Origin of the sequence: Cloacibacillus sp., assembly GCF_020860125.1 — a bacterium.
Lineage (GTDB): Bacteria > Synergistota > Synergistia > Synergistales > Synergistaceae > Cloacibacillus.
This window is the reverse complement of the sequence record NZ_JAJBUX010000075.1, coordinates 1-17,633: the sequence shown is the minus strand read 5'-3', so window position 1 is coordinate 17,633 and position 17,633 is coordinate 1. Positions and strand designations below refer to the sequence as shown.

13 protein-coding genes are annotated in these 17,633 nt (G+C 57.2%); 4 read left to right on the top strand and 9 right to left on the bottom strand.

Going from position 1 to position 17,633, the window contains the following annotated elements; genetic code table 11:
- Positions 1–72: 72 nt before the first annotated feature.
- Together LIO98_RS09760 and LIO98_RS09755 are read right to left on the bottom strand one after the other, a co-directional pair.
- Positions 73–3,666, bottom strand: a complete 3,594-nt coding sequence (locus tag LIO98_RS09760) for a UvrD-helicase domain-containing protein (protein ID WP_291956244.1) — start codon at positions 3,664–3,666, stop codon at positions 73–75.
- A complete protein-coding gene (locus tag LIO98_RS09755) occupies positions 3,653–6,532 on the bottom strand; it encodes a PD-(D/E)XK nuclease family protein (protein ID WP_291956240.1) in 2,880 nt (959 codons plus the stop codon). Before LIO98_RS09755 ends, LIO98_RS09760 begins: the two co-directional genes overlap by 14 nt.
- A 152-nt stretch (positions 6,533–6,684) precedes the next feature.
- Between LIO98_RS09755 and LIO98_RS09750 the strand changes: the two genes are divergently transcribed.
- A complete protein-coding gene (locus LIO98_RS09750) occupies positions 6,685–6,930 on the top strand; it encodes a hypothetical protein (RefSeq protein ID WP_291956237.1) in 246 nt (81 codons plus the stop codon).
- A 27-nt stretch (positions 6,931–6,957) separates the two neighbouring features.
- On the opposite strand, the gene LIO98_RS09745 is transcribed toward LIO98_RS09750, so the two are convergent.
- Positions 6,958–7,638, bottom strand: coding sequence for an HD domain-containing phosphohydrolase (locus tag LIO98_RS09745; protein WP_291956236.1), 681 nt, complete (start codon positions 7,636–7,638; stop codon positions 6,958–6,960).
- Positions 7,605–8,246 (bottom strand): HD domain-containing protein, encoded by a 642-nt coding sequence (locus tag LIO98_RS09740; protein ID WP_291956234.1) that lies wholly within the window; start codon positions 8,244–8,246, stop codon positions 7,605–7,607. Before LIO98_RS09740 ends, LIO98_RS09745 begins: the two co-directional genes overlap by 34 nt.
- Positions 8,247–8,385: 139 nt before the next feature.
- Here LIO98_RS09740 and hydE point away from each other — a divergent pair, with 139 nt between their 5' ends.
- Together hydE and LIO98_RS09730 are read left to right on the top strand one after the other, a co-directional pair.
- Entirely contained in the window at positions 8,386–9,429 is a 1,044-nt protein-coding gene (gene hydE / locus LIO98_RS09735) for a [FeFe] hydrogenase H-cluster radical SAM maturase HydE (RefSeq protein WP_291956231.1), read from the top strand.
- Positions 9,430–9,568: 139 nt separating this feature from the next.
- A complete protein-coding gene (locus LIO98_RS09730) occupies positions 9,569–10,672 on the top strand; it encodes a PQQ-binding-like beta-propeller repeat protein (RefSeq protein WP_291956228.1) in 1,104 nt (367 codons plus the stop codon).
- 79 nt (positions 10,673–10,751) lie between these two features.
- Here the strand turns inward: LIO98_RS09730 and LIO98_RS09725 are convergent, their stop codons facing one another.
- The 4 genes from LIO98_RS09725 to LIO98_RS09710 form a co-directional block, all read right to left on the bottom strand.
- Positions 10,752–13,286, bottom strand: coding sequence for an EAL domain-containing response regulator (locus LIO98_RS09725; RefSeq protein WP_291956225.1), 2,535 nt, complete (start codon positions 13,284–13,286; stop codon positions 10,752–10,754).
- On the bottom strand, positions 13,283–13,750 hold the full coding sequence (locus LIO98_RS09720; protein ID WP_291956223.1) for an Hpt domain-containing protein: 468 nt from the start codon (positions 13,748–13,750) through the stop codon (positions 13,283–13,285). Before LIO98_RS09720 ends, LIO98_RS09725 begins: the two co-directional genes overlap by 4 nt.
- A 218-nt stretch (positions 13,751–13,968) precedes the next feature.
- Positions 13,969–15,192 (bottom strand): diaminopimelate decarboxylase, encoded by a 1,224-nt coding sequence (lysA, locus tag LIO98_RS09715; RefSeq protein WP_291956220.1) that lies wholly within the window; start codon positions 15,190–15,192, stop codon positions 13,969–13,971.
- 11 nt (positions 15,193–15,203) lie between these two features.
- Positions 15,204–16,388, bottom strand: a complete 1,185-nt coding sequence (locus LIO98_RS09710) for a malic enzyme-like NAD(P)-binding protein (RefSeq protein WP_291956218.1) — start codon at positions 16,386–16,388, stop codon at positions 15,204–15,206.
- A 136-nt stretch (positions 16,389–16,524) separates the two neighbouring features.
- Between LIO98_RS09710 and LIO98_RS09705 the strand changes: the two genes are divergently transcribed.
- Entirely contained in the window at positions 16,525–17,052 is a 528-nt protein-coding gene (locus LIO98_RS09705; RefSeq protein ID WP_291956215.1) for an FmdE family protein, read from the top strand.
- A 62-nt stretch (positions 17,053–17,114) separates the two neighbouring features.
- Here LIO98_RS09705 and LIO98_RS09700 read toward each other — a convergent pair whose 3' ends face one another.
- Positions 17,115–17,246, bottom strand: a complete 132-nt coding sequence (locus LIO98_RS09700) for a hypothetical protein (RefSeq protein WP_291956212.1) — start codon at positions 17,244–17,246, stop codon at positions 17,115–17,117.
- Positions 17,247–17,633 lie beyond the last annotated feature (387 nt).

The following is a 17,633-nucleotide window of genomic DNA, read 5'->3' as shown; positions in this document are numbered from 1 at the left end:
CCCTCTAAGTATAATAGCCTAATTGATTTTATAATTTTGTGTTTTTGAATAAAAATGACGCTACGGGAACTTTTACCGGACTTCGCAGTCCGCCCGCCACGGACAGACGGCGCAGCGCTCCTTTTTACCCACGAAGCCGCCGGAAAGAGCTTCGATGGCCGCCGCCTCGATCAGACCGCCGACCGCCGCGAAATCTTCCGCCCCGTAGGCGCGTATCTTTCTCTCCTTATCCTGCGAGCGCAGATATATGACCGCCGAATCAATGGGAATGACGCCGCCCCGCGGCTCGAAGAAGCGGTGCAGCGCGTAGGCGTAGAATTCCAATTGCCGCTCATAATAATATGAGGGAGCGTATTCCTCTGACGAGCTCTTCCAGTCGCGCAGATGCAGCCCCGAATCGTCGCGCCAGAAGAGGTCCGTAGCGCCGACGAGGACGGTGCCACGGTCCGGCACGCGGAAGGGCATCTCCCGGAAGAGCCTGATACGGCTCTCCGCCGAGGCAAGTTCCGCGAAGAGGGAACACTCTTCGCTCTGCACGTATCTCTGCAGAAGTTCGCGTATTTCGCGGCGTTTCGCACCCGAGGCAAATTCATCCCTGAGTTCGACCGGCAGGCGGCGCATAACAGCCTCGTAACCCTGCCCCTCGCGGCTGAAGGGCAGCCAGCGGACGAGGCTCTCGGCGCGGAAGTCCCAGCGCGCCAGCAGCCAGTGCGTCAGCGAGCCAAAGTCCGAGCCGCCCCCCTCGCCGCCCTTTACGGTCCAGCTTATAGTCCGGCCCTGGCGGTATACGGTGCGGTAGGCCGCCGGACACCAGGAGATCAGCGCATAGGCCGAGGCCGATATACGCCCAAGCTTGGCGGGGCTCACGATCTTCAGAGCCATCCCCTCTGCCTGCGCCCTTGCTTCGTACGGCGTGTATTTCGGCAGTCCCTCCGGCTCCTCCGTTATATAGGAGATATCCTCCGGCGGCAGGCCGCCCGCCGTACGGCTCAGCAGATTTGGGCGTTTACTTCCCTCCGCGTCGGCCTTTGACTCCTGATAGGCCGCGCAGAGAATCAGCCGGTCCTGCGCGCGCGTGAAGCCGACGTACCAAAGCCGGTCGCGCTCCGCCGACTCGGCCTCAGATTCCTCTTTCATCTCCCACATCGCGGAGATATTCTTTCCGCCCGGCTCGTCACGGAGAAGAAAATCCGGCGTCTCTTTCGCGATGACGCCGTACCTTTTCGACACTTGGAGCGCGGAGCTCCGCGGCCCCCTCTTATCGGCATATATCAGCGCCACAACGGGAAACTCCAGCCCCTTGGAGGCGTGTATCGTCATCACCTGGATCGCGTCCGTATCCTCGTCGGCGGAGTCCGGCTCCTCCTTCGCACCCTCGGAGGAGGCCGCCGAGAGCAGATATTCCGCACAGCCCTTCAGCGATTTTCCCTGTGAGCGTTCGTACTCCTCCGCAAGCTGGGCGAGATAGACGATATTGGCGTTCACGCGCCGCCGCCGCAGACCGCCGTAGTTTTCCAGGAACGAGGGTTCCCTGAGTATTTCGAGGATCACGGCGGAGACGCCAGAAAGAAGCGCCGTCCGGCGAAGGTGCTCCAGGCGCGCGCATAGCTCCGGATGCTCGCGGCGGACGACCTCCGCGAGAGGCAGCGCCTTTCGGCTCTCCCTGCTCTCCAGCGCCGCCGCCAGCATCCGTTCCGCCTCTTCGATGGATACCCCGCTGAAGGGCGAGGCCAGCCATCCTCCGAGGAAGAGAGGCTCGTCGGGTTCGGCGAGCAGCGAGATGAGGTTTACAAGGTCGCCGATCTCGCCGCGCGCGAAATAGTTTTTATTCGTGGAGAGCAGATAGGGAAGGCCGAGCCGCTCAAAGGCCCTTTCGATCATTGCGTATTCGGTGCGGGCCGGTACGAGCACGGCGAAGTCGCGCCACTTCACAGGGCGGAATTCTCCCCGCCCCTTATCCCATATCAGCCGCCCCTCCTCGCGCATACGCGCCATCCTGCGCCCCAGCTCGCTGTAGAGGCGCAGGCGGAGCTCCGGCATCAATATCTTTTCGTCTTTGTCGCCATAGGGGGATACCGCGCACAACAGCTCAAGCTGCGGCTTCCCGACGGAGGCGTTGCGCCGCCCGCGGATCTCTTCGTCCTGCGGCGGCAGCAGCGGCTCGTAGAAGATCTCCGAACCGCCGCCCCACAGCTCGCCGAAGAGGCCGTTGAATTTTTCCAGCAAGCCGCTCGCCGTACGGAAATTCTGGTCCAGCGAAACATATTTGCAGTATTCTTCCGCGCCGTGACGGCGGCAGCGCTCTATATATCCGCGGAAGAGGGTAAGGTCCGCGTGGCGGAAGCGGTAGATCGACTGCTTCTGGTCTCCGACAAGAAAAAGCGTATTATGGAAGTCGCTCTCCGTCTCCGGTGTCACCCAAAGCGCCTCGATGAGGCCGTCCTGTAGGGGGTCGGTGTCCTGAAACTCGTCGACCATGATGTGCTTGAATTTTCTTTTGTAGTCGGCGGAGGAGCGCAGCACCTCGGAGGCGTAATAGATGAGGTCTGAGAGAGACAGCAGATTCTCCCGGCGGCGGAACTCGTCCCAACAGGCCCAGCCTATGGCGCAGACGCGGCAGAGAAGGCAGTTGATCCTCTTTTCCTCCTTTGAGGGAGAGACGGCGAGCGCCAGCAGAGCCTTCGTTTCGTCGCGCCATTCCTTGAGGCCTGCGCCCAGCGCCTCGCTGATCGCATCTTTGATCTTCCCGCCCGGCAGCGGAATGAGGACGCTTTCAAAGAGCTCGCCGCAGAACTGCCGGAGCTCATCATCCGAAGCCGCCGGAGCGGCGCGCCAGCGCTCGATGAAGGGGGCGAGCTTCTCTTTGGCCTTCGTGGGCTTCCTATTTCTGCCGCCGCTGAATTCGGGCGTCGACAATATCGCTGGGAAAACGTCGCGCGACCAAAGCACATAGATATCTTTTTTAAGCTCTTTCAGGGAATCTATCGAGGCTGTCAGCTCCGTATCGTCATGTTCCCACAGAGACTCCGGGCTCTGCCCCGCGCAGTAGAGCTTTTCCGAACAGCTCTTGGCCGCCTCGGCCACCGCCTCCGGACCGAAGGCGTTCAGCATTTCGATAAACTCCGGCTCGCGCATAAGCGCCGAGGCGCGCACGCGCCACTCGTCCGGCAGAGCCGCCAGTATCCTCTCTTCGGAGGCCGCGGAAAGCATCGAGGCAAACCCGCGCCACCAAATATCGGCCTTTGGCGCCGGCATGATCGAGGCCGTGGGATCGATGTCAAGCGCAAGCCCCGACTCGCGGATGAGCTTCATCGCAAATGAATGGATCGTCGATATGTAGGCGTCGTCGATGCCCTCGATCCTGCTTTTAAGGTGTGACAGCTCGTCGGGACACTCCGCGTACCACCTTTCAAGCGTGCCCTTTATACGTTCCTGCATCTCGCGCGCCGCCTTCTTGGTGAAGGTGAGCACCAGCACCTCGCCGACGCCGCACTCCGGGTCGGAGGCGAGCAGCCAGGCGAAGCGCTGCGCCAGAGTCTGCGTCTTGCCCGTTCCCGCGCCCGCGCTGACCACTGTCAGGTATTTATCGCTCGTCAGCGCCTCTATCTGCGCCTCCGTGCCCTTGATAAGCGAATGCCACCGCGGGCCGCCGCTACTCATCGCCATTCCCCTCGCTCTCTTCCGGTTCCGCCGCTATATAGCCCTGCGTATCGCGCTTGCGGCAAAGCACATAAAAGGCGCAGCTCTTGCACCGCAGGGCCTTTACGTCGTATTTTGGGAGGTATCTCCCGTTTTTAACGGACTCGGCCATCCGCTCCATCACCGAGAGCGCCTCTTCTATCCTCTCGGCGGCGCTCTGACGGCTTCGCTTCGTTCCGCCCGCCGCGTAAATATCAAAATATCCGCCGTTGAAATAACCGGAGACCGAGCAGTCACGCTGTCCAAACCACCCGAGCCCCTGCACCGCGATCCCCGCCTCTTTCAATATCGCGCAGTAGGCTGGAACCTGCAGCTCTTTCTCATGCGCGGCGCTTCTGCCAAGCTTATAGTCCATCACGACGGCTCCGTCGGCGTAATAATCTATCCTGTCAGCCTGCCCCCTGAAGAGAACGCCGTTCAGCTCAAAGCTGTCCAGAGCGCATTCCGTCTCTATCTTCAGTCGCGCGCCCTCGGGGATACGCCCCTCTATTTCATCCTGCAGGGCCGCCATCCCGAACAGCTGGCGCATGAGATTTTTCTCATGCCGCGCGAGCCGCGGGTCCGCGTCGAGCGCGGGATAACATTCGTCTTTAAAACGGCGCCAGTTTTCCATCACATATCCCTGCAGAGAGAGCTTCGGCTCTGCCGCTTTGGCCTGGATGGCCTCCTCCCATATACGGTGGGAGAGCGTTCCCGCAACGCGCGGGTCATACAGCTCGGAGCGCGGCCGTTCAAAACGCATACGGCTCTGGCACCAGTAGAGATATGGGCAGACGTTCCATGTATCGATGTCACTGATGCGCACGACGGGTTTTCCCTCTTCATCGGCGCGTCCCTCAGGTATCTTCTGCGCTGGGGAGGAGCTTACCGGCGTGCAGATTATCTCCGCCTGCAGAAACCACGGGCCGTTTCCGTCCGGAAGCGCAGCGTCAAGCGGGTAGCAGACCTTCCCCGCCTCATGCCAGCCCCTTTTAGGGTCCCTCCGCTTAAACAGCGGAGCAACAAACTGAGACTCGGCTACGGGATCTTTGCTCGCATCGGTCAGAGAGCGGGCGATGACCAGGCCCTCTCTACCCGTAGCGAGCAGGCGGCGGAAAATGGCCTCCTTCTGCTCGCGCTCTTCGCGTATCTCCGGCAGATGGGGATGCTCATCATCCTCCGTCGAACCGGCGTTGAACCTCACCTTGTTATCATTGCGCAGCAGCAAAGATTCCCTCAGCATCCCCGGCCAGCTGTTGTAATCGACGCCCGCCATCAGCCAGTAGCGGTGCTCCGTCAGTATAGGCGGCATCCCCGCGTACAGCGTCAGAGAGTGGCTCTGCGGCAGCTGTATCGGCAGCGTGGCGGTACGGCCCCAGTCGTTGATGAAGGCAACCGCCTCGCCGCCGCGCAGCACCACCCCCGCCGCCGGGCCGATGTATTTCGCCTCGTCGTTAAGGTTTTTTATCTTTTTTTTGAGCTCATAGAGGGCGTGGGAAACATCCTTCACCCTCTCGTCAAGCGCAGGTTCGCCGGAGGCGACGCTTACCGCGCCGCCGACTACATCGGCCCCCTCTAGAAAATCATGCCATAGCGATAGTATATCCGCCGGCGTGCCGCCCTTTTCAAAGGCGAGGCAGAGCGCGCGTATCTCGGCCAGCCTCTTTCGCGCCGAAGGAGAGAGCGCCCGCCGCCATTCGTCGTAACCCTCGGGAAAAGAGCTCTCGTCATATTCCGCCGCAAATCCGCCCTCCTCCGAGAAGAGCAGCGGATTCGCGAGCAGTATCGCAGTGTTGTAATTGTCCCAGTTAGAGTTCCAGACCCGCCATATCATCGAAGGCAGATCTCCGGCCAGCGTTTCGCCGACCGTGCCCCGTACCTGGATATTGTAAGGTATCTTGTAGCGCGACAGCGCGTATTCCATAACCGGCAGCCGGTCGGGAGATATCAGCAGCCCCACCTCGCCGTAGTCGTCGAGGCCGCCCAGCTCCGTAAAACCGCCCGTGCCCTCGATCCAGAGCGCCGTCTCGCGCGCCAGCGCCTCCAGCTCGAGATAGGCGTTGCTCGCTTCGAGCTTCACGATGGGGACGTTCCACTCGGGACGGCCGTAATATTCGCTTCCCAGCTGGCTGATGCCGTCATGGAAACTGTCCAGCCCCGTTTCAGGCTGCAGCATCAGCACCTCGGCGATATCGCAGAGCGCGCGGACAAGTTTCAGCTGCGCCCCCGTGAAGGAGAGGAAACCGGCGAGCACCAGCTTCTTGCCCGTGGCGAATTCCAGCGCCTCCGGCACGTTGAGCTTCAGCCGCGTCAGGGTGGCGATCTGCGCCGCGTCGGCGAGGCCGTACTCCGCAAGATAGTCCGTATACCGTTCATACAAAGTGATGAGGATCGCCTCAGGCAGAGCCGGATCTGGCTCCTCCTCTTCAAAAAGCGCCTGCGAAAGCCCTTCGCAGGAAACCTCCTCTGAGAGCAGCTCCTTTATATTATCTCCCAGAACGGAGACAAACCCCTTATGGTAGAGGCCGGGAGCCAGCGCGACGCCCGCCTCCTCCATCTCGGAGAGGAATTCTTCCAGCAGCCAGCGCAGGATCAGGTTGTGGTCGGGTGGGTCGATGACCCGCACAGACGAGCCGGTGATACGCTGCAGTTCTTTATACAGGTCGCCGACGGTCCAGACCGTCGGGCGGTCTCCGAAATAGGGATCGCCGCCGCAGATAATGTCAAGCAGCGCATCCCGGTCAAGGCCGGAGGGTACGATAAACAGCGCCTCCGCACCGTATTTATTGTAAAAGGCGCGCAGCCTGTATTCTTTTTCCGTGATGTTATAGTAACTTTCGATCGTCGCCGCCATCATTACCCTCCGTCAGTCAACGGGCAGTCCAGTCTGCCGAAGCTATAAAAAGGAGCCGGACGGCAGGATCGCCGGGCGGCTCCGCCAATACTATAAATATCATACCATTATCGCGGGCAAAAGACGGACGTGAATACGGCGGAGGGTAAACCTTGGCGGCAAACTTATCAAGTCTTTTGGCAATCATTGAGCAGCCCGCGATGGCGGGCGGAGGCATTTTTCGCTTTCACATGGCAGCGGCAGGGCGCGGTGAACATTTACAGATTGGAAACCGAGAAATTTTTCTTAATATCTCTAAGATAACTTACGGCGAACGTTGTGAAAACGATAAAAATGGCGCTGTCCGGCATCGCGGGCACAGGCTGCCAACTTATACGTTTGCCTTGGGCAAACCCTGATATCTCAGCAATGACAGCGCTCCCCTTTTAGAAAAAGAGCTCCGAACGGCGGCAGGCATCCTTTGCCCCTTTGATATATTCCTTCACGCACAGGGGATATTCTTTTTTCAGAGCTTCGTAGCTGCGTACGATATCGGAGGATTTGGCGGCGCTGGCGGCGGTTATCTCGTCATACCGCTCTGTCATGATCCCCACCACCGCGGCATCTAGCTGGTCATTCAGCGCCATTTTTCCAAGAATATCCAGGACGTCGGCCTTCGGCATCTTTTCACGATATGAGCGGCGGCTGAAGAGGGCGCTCGTGATATCGGCGACCGCCATGATACGCTGCGGAAGAGTCAGCTCCGCCCCCGTGAGCCCGTCAGGATACCCCAAACCGTTCAGCTTTTCGTGATGACGGGCGGCGATCTCAACTATCTCCCCGTCGACATGGCCCTCGATTATCCGCCGCGTATAGGTGGCATGCCTCTGCATCTCCAACATCTCCTCGCGCGTCAGCGCGCCGGGCTTCTCTAAGATCGCCACCGGAACTTTGATCTTACCGATATCGTGCAGCAATCCGGCATAATAAAGCTTACGGCAGTCATCTTTTCCCAGCCCCGAGTGCTCCCCTAGCATCTCTGCGTAGTTGGCGGTCTGTATAGTATGGAGCACCGTCTGCTCGCTGCGGAAGTCTATCGCGAATACAAGCGTCTGAACAAGATCCATAAGCTCATCCTCGGAAAAGGCCAGCGCCCCCGGTAACACTCCCTGACATCCTCTTCGCAGCCGCCGCCGCGAAGAGTCCTTATGACGCCGAATTTTTTGTCGGCGGCCTTGAATAGCTCTATATCCGCCGGGTCGAACTGCTCTCCGCCGTACCTTTCCACCGTCTCTATCACAAGGCGGTCGGAACTCTCGCCCATCGCGCAGATGTCGACGCGGTCAGCGAGATGCAGCTTGAGGGCGAGCTCCCTGTAGTCGGAGCGGCAGCCGCCGCGCTCAGCGTAGGCAAGATGGTGATATAAGATCGTCTCCGCACAGTCGCCTAGCCGCGAGAGATATTTCAAAAAAAGGTAGCCGTAAACAGAATGCGGGACCGTCTCTGTCGTCTCGAATTCCATCAAATTGGCGATCTCTTCGGTCTTGTTCGCACCGACGTCGTGAAAGATGCCGAGAAAGAGGATCTTCTTCATCGTCTCCCGGTCAAGCTCACCCTGCAGAGACATCATGGACTTCAATATATAGGCGGTGCGGACGCCGTGGTCGACGAGTTTATCATTTATCAGGGAAAGTACTCCCTTGGTTACGCTGAATGCTGAATCATTTACAAACATGGTGACCCTTTCTTTCCTAAAAAGCTGGCCTCAAAATATACTGTAGAATACGAACGGTCCATTCTAACATATTTTAGGGGAAAATAAGATATAATTGCCACTAGTATTTCAAACGTTTTCAAATATGGGAGTGAGAGCCATGAGGGCAAGAGATATAATAGATTCCCTTTATAAAAAACAGGAGGCTTCGCGCGAAGACCTGCTCTGGCTGATAGAAAACCGCAGCGCCGATATTTCCCAAGCGCTGTTCGAACGGGCCGCCGCCGTGGCACGCGCCCATTTCGGAAACAAAATATATGTGCGCGGCCTCATCGAAATGACCAACTACTGCCGCAATGACTGCTATTACTGCGGCATCCGCCGCAGCAACGCCGCGGCCCAGCGCTACCGCCTCACGAAAGAAGACGTCATGCAGTGCTGCGAAGCGGGCTACGGCCTCGGCTTCCGCACCTTCGTGCTCCAGGGCGGCGAGGACATGTATTACACCGACGATATGATGGCGGAGATCATCGGCGCCATCCGAGCAAAATATCCCGACTGCGCGATCACCCTCTCGCTCGGAGAAAAAACTCGGGAGAGCTACCAGCGGCTCTATGACGCGGGGGCCAACCGTTATCTGCTGCGCCATGAGACGGCGACGCCGGAACACTACGCGAAGCTGCATCCCGCGGAACTCTCGCTGGCAAACAGGATCGAGTGCCTGCGTTGCCTGAAAGAAATCGGCTACCAGGTCGGCTGCGGTTCGATGGTGGGCTCACCCTACCAGACCCTCGAAAACCTCGTCGACGACCTGCTCTTTATAAAGAGCTTCGCCCCGCAGATGGTCGGCATGGGGCCCTTCATCCCCCACCACGACACCCCTTTCGCGCACGAAAGGGCGGGGACGGCGGAGCTCATGCTCTTCCTTCTGGCGATCGTGCGCCTCATGAATCCCAAGGTACTGCTGCCGGCGACGACGGCGCTGGGTACGATCGAGGACAACGGACGCGAGCTCGGCGTGCTTGCGGGGTGCAACGTCGTGATGCCCAACCTCTCACCGCTCAGCGTGCGCAAAAAATACATGCTTTACGACAATAAGATAAGCACGGGCGACGAAGCGGCGGAAGCGCGGGCCTCGCTCGAAAAGAGAATGCGCGCCATCGGCTACGAGGTGGTGACGGAGCGCGGCGACTATCAGGATTGAAGCTGGTAATTATACCACAACGCACCTTAAAAAAATCTGCCGTTACCATTAAAGATAAATGACTGCGAATGAAGGCTATTTTGCCAGGAAGTATAGTATAATCACGCCAAAATAAATGATTAATGGAGGTAACATAATCATGAAAAGACAGATACAGGTCATTATCGCCGCGGCGGCGATCATCTCCGCGGCGGCTACCGCCCACGCGGAGAACTGGCCGCTCTTCAAAAACAACGCTCTGCGCAGCGGTACGATGCCGACAGAGACCGTCTCGTCCGCGCGCCTCGCCGGTCAGCGCGAATGGACGACGCAGCTGTGGCAGAACATCGCCTCTTCGCCCGCCGTCTACAAGGACAAGGTCTACTTCGGCTCAAACGACGGCGTAGTTTACGCGCTCAACATCAACACCGGACAGCAGGCGTGGAAGTTCACCACCGACAACTGGGTAACCTCATCTCCCGCCGTGGTCAACGGACGGGTCTATGTCGGCAGCTTTGACAGCCGTCTCTACTGCCTTAACGCCGATACCGGTGAACAGATATGGAAGTTCACGACCTCCAACAGCGTGGCGACCTCGCCCGCCGTCGCCGATGACGCCGTCTACTTCGGCTCAAACGACGGATACGTCTACGCCGTCTCGATCAAAACCGGATGGCAGAAATGGAAATTCAAGACCGACGCCGCCGTCACAGGCTCGCCGGTCGTCGCCGACGGCGTGGTCTACATCGGCAACCGCAACGGCAAAATGTACGCCATCGATACCGCGACCGGCAAACTAAAATGGCGCGCCATCGTCGGCGGGCCGATAACGGCGGCTCCCGCGGTGGCGGACGGCCTGCTCTACTTTACAAGCCAGGACGGCAAGATCTACTGCGCGCGCATCAAACATCAGGCGGTGATCTGGCGCTACGACGTGAAGGCGCAGATCGAGACCGCGCCGCTCGTGCATAACGGCAAAGTGGTCTTCGGCGACATCTCCGGCAACGTGACGGCGCTCAACGCGCAGAACGGCTCCAAAGCCTGGGTATACAACACCGGCGGCTCCGTCTTCTCCTCGGCGGCGGCGCTCGGCGACCGCGTCTATATCGGCTCAAACAGCGACAACCTATACGCCCTCGATATAAACACGGGAAACCCTGCCTGGCAGCTGCAGCTTGAGGGCGACATCGTGGCGACACCAGCGATCGCGGGGGACCGCCTCATAGTTCCGACGGCGGCTGGCAGCGTCTGCTCGGTAAGATAACAATTCACCCCTATTATTAGAGGCACAACAAAAAACCCGCGGAGCGAAATGGCCCCGCGGGTTTTTATTTCATTTAGCTTCAGCAAAAATCGGTGATATCTTCCAGGGAGGCGAAGATTATCTTGCGGCCGTCGCTTTCGGCCAGCATACGCGCCCGCACCTTTATGCGCCGCAGCTCTTCCCCGCTGCCGTTCCTCCAGCAGAGACTGGCGGCCCGCTCTTCCCCGCTTTCAGACATCGCTTCGATCATGGAGATGAACCGTTCTCTGTCGCCGTCACAAATTTGGTCGATGAGGGACAGCTTATGGAATGGAGCGTGGTCGCCGTCAAGGCCGAGCAGGGAAAAGAACCCGTCGTTTGCCCGCAGCATGTCGATACTTCCATCGTTATATTCAAATACCAGCGCCGGACCGAGCAGCGCGTTAAAAACAAAAGAACTCCGCGAATCTGGGCGCCAGAACTCGTTAACGTCAATTATATTTTCCGATTTTCTTACAAGCTCCTCCGTGTCAAAAGAGGATGAGGCCATCAGCGCCTCAAAGTCTCCGACCGGCATCGGACGCGCGTAGAGATAGCCCTGAACCAGGTTACAGCCGATACTTTTTAAGAAATCAGCCTGCGCCGCCGTCTCCACTCCCTCGGCGATTACGGGTAGGCTGAGCCACTTCGTCATGCGCACGACAGAGGCGAGAATATTTCCTCCCCGCTGGTACTCATCGTCGCCAAGCAGAAACTTCAAATCCAGCTTTACAAGATCTATCGGCATATCCTTCAAAGAATTGAGCGAAGAGTAGCCGCTGCCAAAATCGTCCATCTCTATGAAAAAGCCTCTCTCACGCAGGGAGCTGATGACCTTGATAAGCTGAGCGGGATTCTCTACGCAGGCTGATTCAGTGATCTCCAGACGGAAGAGCGAGATAGGGATGTCATATTTCTTGACAAGGCCGGTGAGAATGGATTCAAGTTTGGGGTTATAGATATCTACCCGCGAGATATTGACCGATACTGGAACCATCGGACGTCCCTCGTCAAGCCACCGCCGCAGAAGACGGCAGACCTGCTCCCAGATATTCTCGTCGAGCTTTGAAATAAAACCGTTTTTCTCAAAAATAGGAATGAAGCCGCCGGTGGGGATCAGTCCGCGTACTGGATGTTCCCAGCGCGCCAGCGCCTCCGCGCCGGAGATACGCCCAGTGGCATGGTTGTACTGCGGCTGAAGCCAGGGGACGAACTGCCCCTCCTCAAGAGCCTGGCTCATCTCCCGCACTACCTCCTGTTCGCGCAGCAGCGGGAAACGCAGATCGTCGGTGTAATAGGCGCAGCGCCGCAGATAATTGCCCTTAACGGACTGGAGGGCAAGGTTCGCGCGGTCGCACATCTGGTCTACCGGCACCGTCGGGTCCTCTATCTCGTATATCCCCACATGGATGACTATTTCATAATGGTTCCGCTGGAAGTCTTCACAGGGTTTTATCCTTCTTATCAGAGCGTCAATATCGATATCATTTTTAGGGAAACAGACGGCAAAATGGTCGGCCTCCAGCCTTCCATACGTTCCGATATGGGCAATCTCTCTTTTCAAAAGCGCCGCGACATCCTTAAGAATAAGATCCCCGGTATCTTTTCCGAAGAGCTCGTTTATAAACTTAAACCGTTCCACATTCCAGCATATGAGCACAAACTCCTTGTCGGGGTTATTCCGCAGCATCGCGCTGGTCATATCTGAGAAGGCTTCTCGGTTGAATATCGTGGTCAGCGAGTCATGATAGGCCATATAACGCAGTTCGGCGTTGGCCTCCATAAGCTGCCGCTCGTTCTCTTTCTCATTCGTAATATCGGTGAATATCATTATCATGACCGGGTGAGGGCTGTCGGGATATGATATCTTAATCCCCTGAACATGAGCCCAGCAGGGCCTGCCATCCACTCTGATCACGCGGAATTCACAGCTGATGGGGGCCTTCCTGTCCATCCCAGCCTTGATCTCCGCCTCAAGCTTCGGACGGTCGTCCGGGTGGACCCGGAAAAAGAAATCATCCTTGTGAGCCTCGAATACCTCTTTTGAACAGCCTGTCAGACTATAGAACCCCGGACTCATATAGATCGCGTGCGGCTGTTCCGAAAACTCAATAAGCGCGACGCCGCCGATCATGTTGTCCAGGATCGCCTGAAGCTGGACCTGCGCGAGCGTCTGTCTGCGCAGCATCTTATTTTCAAGTTTTATCTCGTCTATCTTGCGCCGTTCGATTATGTTGCGCACACGGCTCATGACGACGCGCGGATCGAAGGGTTTGGTGATAAAGTCCGTGGCCCCAAGGTTCAGCGCCTTTATCTCGTCGTCGGGGTCGTCCCCCGCCGTGATGACCACCACCGGAATACCGGACAGCCCGGCATCCTCCCGCATCTCGGCGAGAGTCTCAAAACCATCCATTACCAGCATCACGATATCCAGGAGCACCATGTCTATCCGCGGCGTCTCCCGCCGCAGCAGTTCAAGGGCTTCGATACCGTTGCCGGCTTCAAATACCCTGTAACTGCCCTTGAATATCTCCGCCAGCAATATCCTGTTTAACTCAAGATCGTCAACGATGAGAACGCCTTTTTCAGCCGTCATCGCTGGTCTGCCTCTGCGGCCAGCCCTATAGCCTTAGAGACGGCGCCGTATTCTTCCTCCAGCGAGGGAAACAGCGCCTTTGCCCCTTCTAGGTCATCAGCGCGCAGCAATGAAACTATTTGTGAGGCCGTATGGTAAATGACATTTATACTGAGATTTCCGCTGAGTCCCTTTAGAGTGTGCACATTCCGCATAAAAGACTGCCATTCGCAGCTTTCAAAACTCTTCCGTGCCTCCGCGAAGGATTGATCCGTGAGGTCATCAGCGCGCAGCAATGAAACTATTTGTGAGGCCGTATGGTAAATGACATTTATACTGAGATTTCCGCTGAGTCCCTTTAGAGTGTGCACATTCCGCATAAAAGACTGCCATTCGCAGCTTTCAAAACTCTTCCGTGCCTCCGCGAAGGATTGATCCGTGAGGAATTTGCAAAGCATCTTTTCAAATAGAGGGGCGTTTCCCATAAAACGCCGGACACCTCCGTCATAATCTATTCCGGCAGAGACCAACAACTCTTTATTCAAATGATTCAGTCCTTCCAAGTTTATGAATCAAAGATAACTGCATTCCAACAACGGCTCAACGATAACGAATTTATTTTACCACAATAAAAATCAACGGTTGCGCCTCATAGAAAAAAGACGGATTTTTTCTAATCCGTCCCCTCCCATCACTATTCTCTCTAAAAATTCTCGATCAGACTCTCAAGCGTATCCGCGGCACGGATAAGTTTTATCTCACCCTGCGACGTCTTGAGCACCTCGGCCGGACGCAGACGGCAGTTATAATTCGAGGCCATCGAATAACCGTAGGCTCCCGCGTTCTCCACCGCGATCAAGTCATTCTCGCGCACGCCGTCCAACCGGCGCTCAGCCCCGAGAATGTCCCCGCTTTCGCAGATATTGCCGACCACCGTCACCGGTGAAGCCTCTCTCTCCGCCCCGCCGTCATGTTCGCCGCCGCCTTTCAGCAGATTGACCTCATGATATGAATCATAAAGGACGGGGCGCATCAGGACGTTGAAACCGATATCGGTCCCGACATAAGTCTCGCCGTAATTCTCCTTCACGGCATGGACCGTGCCGAGAAGCAGGCCGCATTCGGCGACCAGATAACGTCCGGGCTCGCATTTAAAATGGACATACTTATTGTCATAACTCTCGACAAACGAATCAAGAACTGGGAAAAGCTGTCCGCGCAGAGCGGCGAAATCCAGCCGCTTCTCATCCGGGCGGTAGGGAACGCCGAAACCGCCGCCGAAATCAATAAAATCAAGGCCGGGAAAATTCTCCAGCACCATCGCCAGCAGATTTTTCGCCGCCTCGACATAGGGCTCCAGCTCCAGGAAGAGAGAGCCGATGTGCTGGTTTATGCCGACGAGCTTCATATCATACTTCGCCAGCAGCTCCTTGGCCTGCGCGCAGAACCGGGGATCGATGCCGAACTTCGTCTTGTGGCCTGCCGTCACCACCTTCTCACAGTGCCCCGCGCCGACGCCGGGATTGAAACGGAGGGCGACGCGCCCGCCGCGGTTTATCCGCCCAAGGCTCTCCAGCTGGGAGAGCGAATCGGCGCTGACGAGTATCCCCCTGTCTATGCAGTAACGCAGTTCGTCGGCGGAGACATTGTTGCCGATATAAAAAATCTCATCGCCGCTGAAACCGGCGTGCTCAAGAAGAAAAATCTCGCCGTGGGACATCGCGTCCACCCCGATCCCCTCTTCACGGATGATGCGGAGCAGAGAGAGGTTGGAATTCGCCTTAACGGAAAAACTCGGCGAAAGCCGCCCGTCAAAGGCGTCAAGCAGTTCTCGGCACCTCTGCCTCAATATATCCTCGCTGTAGACATAGACCGGAGAACCAAACTCCCGGACTATCTCAAAGGCCTCTTCGTTTTTCAGAAACATCAGCCTTCCTCCTATATCCTGGATACGCCGGTGCGGCGCGCGGCCGCGGCCACCGCCGCAGCCACCGCCGGCACCACGCGCGGGTCGAGAGCGGAGGGAATAATATACTCCCTGGAAAGCTCCGACTCCGATACCAGCGAGGCAAGCGCCTCCGAGGCGGCGAGCTTCATCTCTTCATTTATACACCTTGCGCGCACATCAAGCGCGCCGCGGAAAATCCCCGGAAAACCGAGACAGTTGTTCACCTGATTTGGGAAATCGCTTCGCCCCGTAGCGACCACCGCCGCGCCGGCGGCAAGCGCCTCGTCGGGAAAAATCTCCGGCGTCGGGTTCGCCATCGCAAAAACGACGGGGTTCGTGGCCATGCCGCGCACCATCTCGCCGGTGAGCAGACCGGGGCGCGAAACTCCGAGAAAGGCGTCTGCTCCTCTTATCACCTCGGCGAGGCTGCCGCGCCGCTTTTCGGGATTCGTTATCCTGGAAAGCTCGATCTGCGCCGGATTCAGCCCCTCCGTATATCCCTCGCAGAGCGCGCCGCCCACATCGCACATAATGATATTCTTTACACCCGCGGCGAGAAAATAACGCGCGATCGAACTGCCCGCCGCTCCCGCGCCGTTAATGACGAGCACCGCGTCCTCAATGCCGCGTCCCGTCAGGCGCAGGGCGTTCTTATAGGCGGCGAGCGCGATCACCGCCGTGCCGTGCTGGTCGTCGTGAAAGACGGGAATATCCAGCCTCTCCTGGAGATGGCGCTCGATCTCGAAGCAGCGCGGTGCGGAAATATCCTCAAGGTTGATGCCGCCGAATGAAACGGCGATCTTCGACACCACGCTGACGAATTCGTCGACATCCTTCGTCGACACCGCAAGCGGGATCGAATCTATCCCCGCGAAACGCTTGAAGAGACAGCTCTTGCCCTCCATCACCGGCATCGAGGCTGCGGGGCCGATATCTCCGAGCCCCAGCACCGCCGAGCCGTCCGTGATGACGGCCACCAGATTATTCTTTATCGTTACATTCCAGAGCTCCTCCGGATCGCGCTCAATAGCGCGGCATGGCTCCGCCACCCCCGGCGTATATACGAGGGAGAGGTCCGCCATACTCTCTATCTTCTTTCTGCACTCGATATCCAGTTTGCCCCCCAGCTCCCTGTGCATATCAAGCGATTTTGCAAATACGTCTTCTTTTTTCATATTCCATACCTCCGCACAAATCCGATTAAAAAAGTTTAACTCCATATAAGTTGAATTGCAAATTATCTTTTTTATCTTTATTCGATATAATAATTCCCAGGGAAATTAAGTTGCAAATACAATGGAGGCCAGACAGATGGATAAAGAACTTCTATATAAAAAATGCGTCGATTTTCACGGCCACAGCTGCGGCGGCCTGCTCATCGGCTTCCGCGCGGCGCTCTGCGCGATGGAACAGTTCGCGCTCACGGAGCCGTCGCCCGACGAAGAAATCGTCTGCGTCGCGGAGAACGACGCCTGCGGGATAGACGCGGTACAGGCGCTGCTTGGCTGTACTGCCGGCAAGGGCAACCTCATCCTGCGGCTGCGCGGCAAACAGGCCTTTACCTTCTTCAATAGAAAAAGCGGCGATTCCTTCCGTATCGTGCTGAAAGAAAAAGAATTCGCCTCCAAAGAGGAAAAACGAAAATTCATGCGCGAAGCCCCCACGGAAGAGATATTCAAGATCGAGGAGGCGCGCTTCGCCCTGCCGCGCGAGGCAAAAATCTACCAGTCGCGCCGCTGCGCCCGCTGCGGCGAACCGACCGCCGAACCCTGGCTCCGCGTCTGCGAAGGTAAACTTCTCTGTCTCGACTGCCTTGACGAAGTGACAACCGCACCGTAAATCAGGTTAGGAAAAAGATAAATCACGATTTAGCTTTTACCCTATCGATGATAAACAGCGGTTTAGCTTTTGGCTTTGCCCTTAAAGGCGCCCTCTTTGAGGGAGCTCCCCGCGAAGCGGGGTGAGGGAGAGTTGACCTTATGTTCTTCCGCGGCTTTTGCCGCGGGCTCTGTATGGCGCGGTTCCCGCGCCATACAGAGCAACACTCCTTCCGTCAGCCGCCAAAAACAGGCGGCCGACACCTCCCTCAGAGAGGGAGGCTATCAGGGCTAGAGGTTAAACCGTAATTTATCATCGACCCCATCGAAGATAAATAGCTATTTATCTCTTTTCTATAAAAAATGTAAATAGGTTTTGTGAATTTTACATGATAACAGGAAAATCGGCGCGAAGAAGTGCCGTAGGCTAAATAAGCCGGTCTCTGAGTACCGGAGCCGTATTGTTCATACGGTGAGGACACTCAGAGACCGACTTATGACGCATACGGTGCTTATTCGCGTCGATTTTGATAAACGCCGATTTACAAGTCCATATGATTACCCCACTTCTCCATTACGATATCCCGCAGGTCTCCGCCGCCA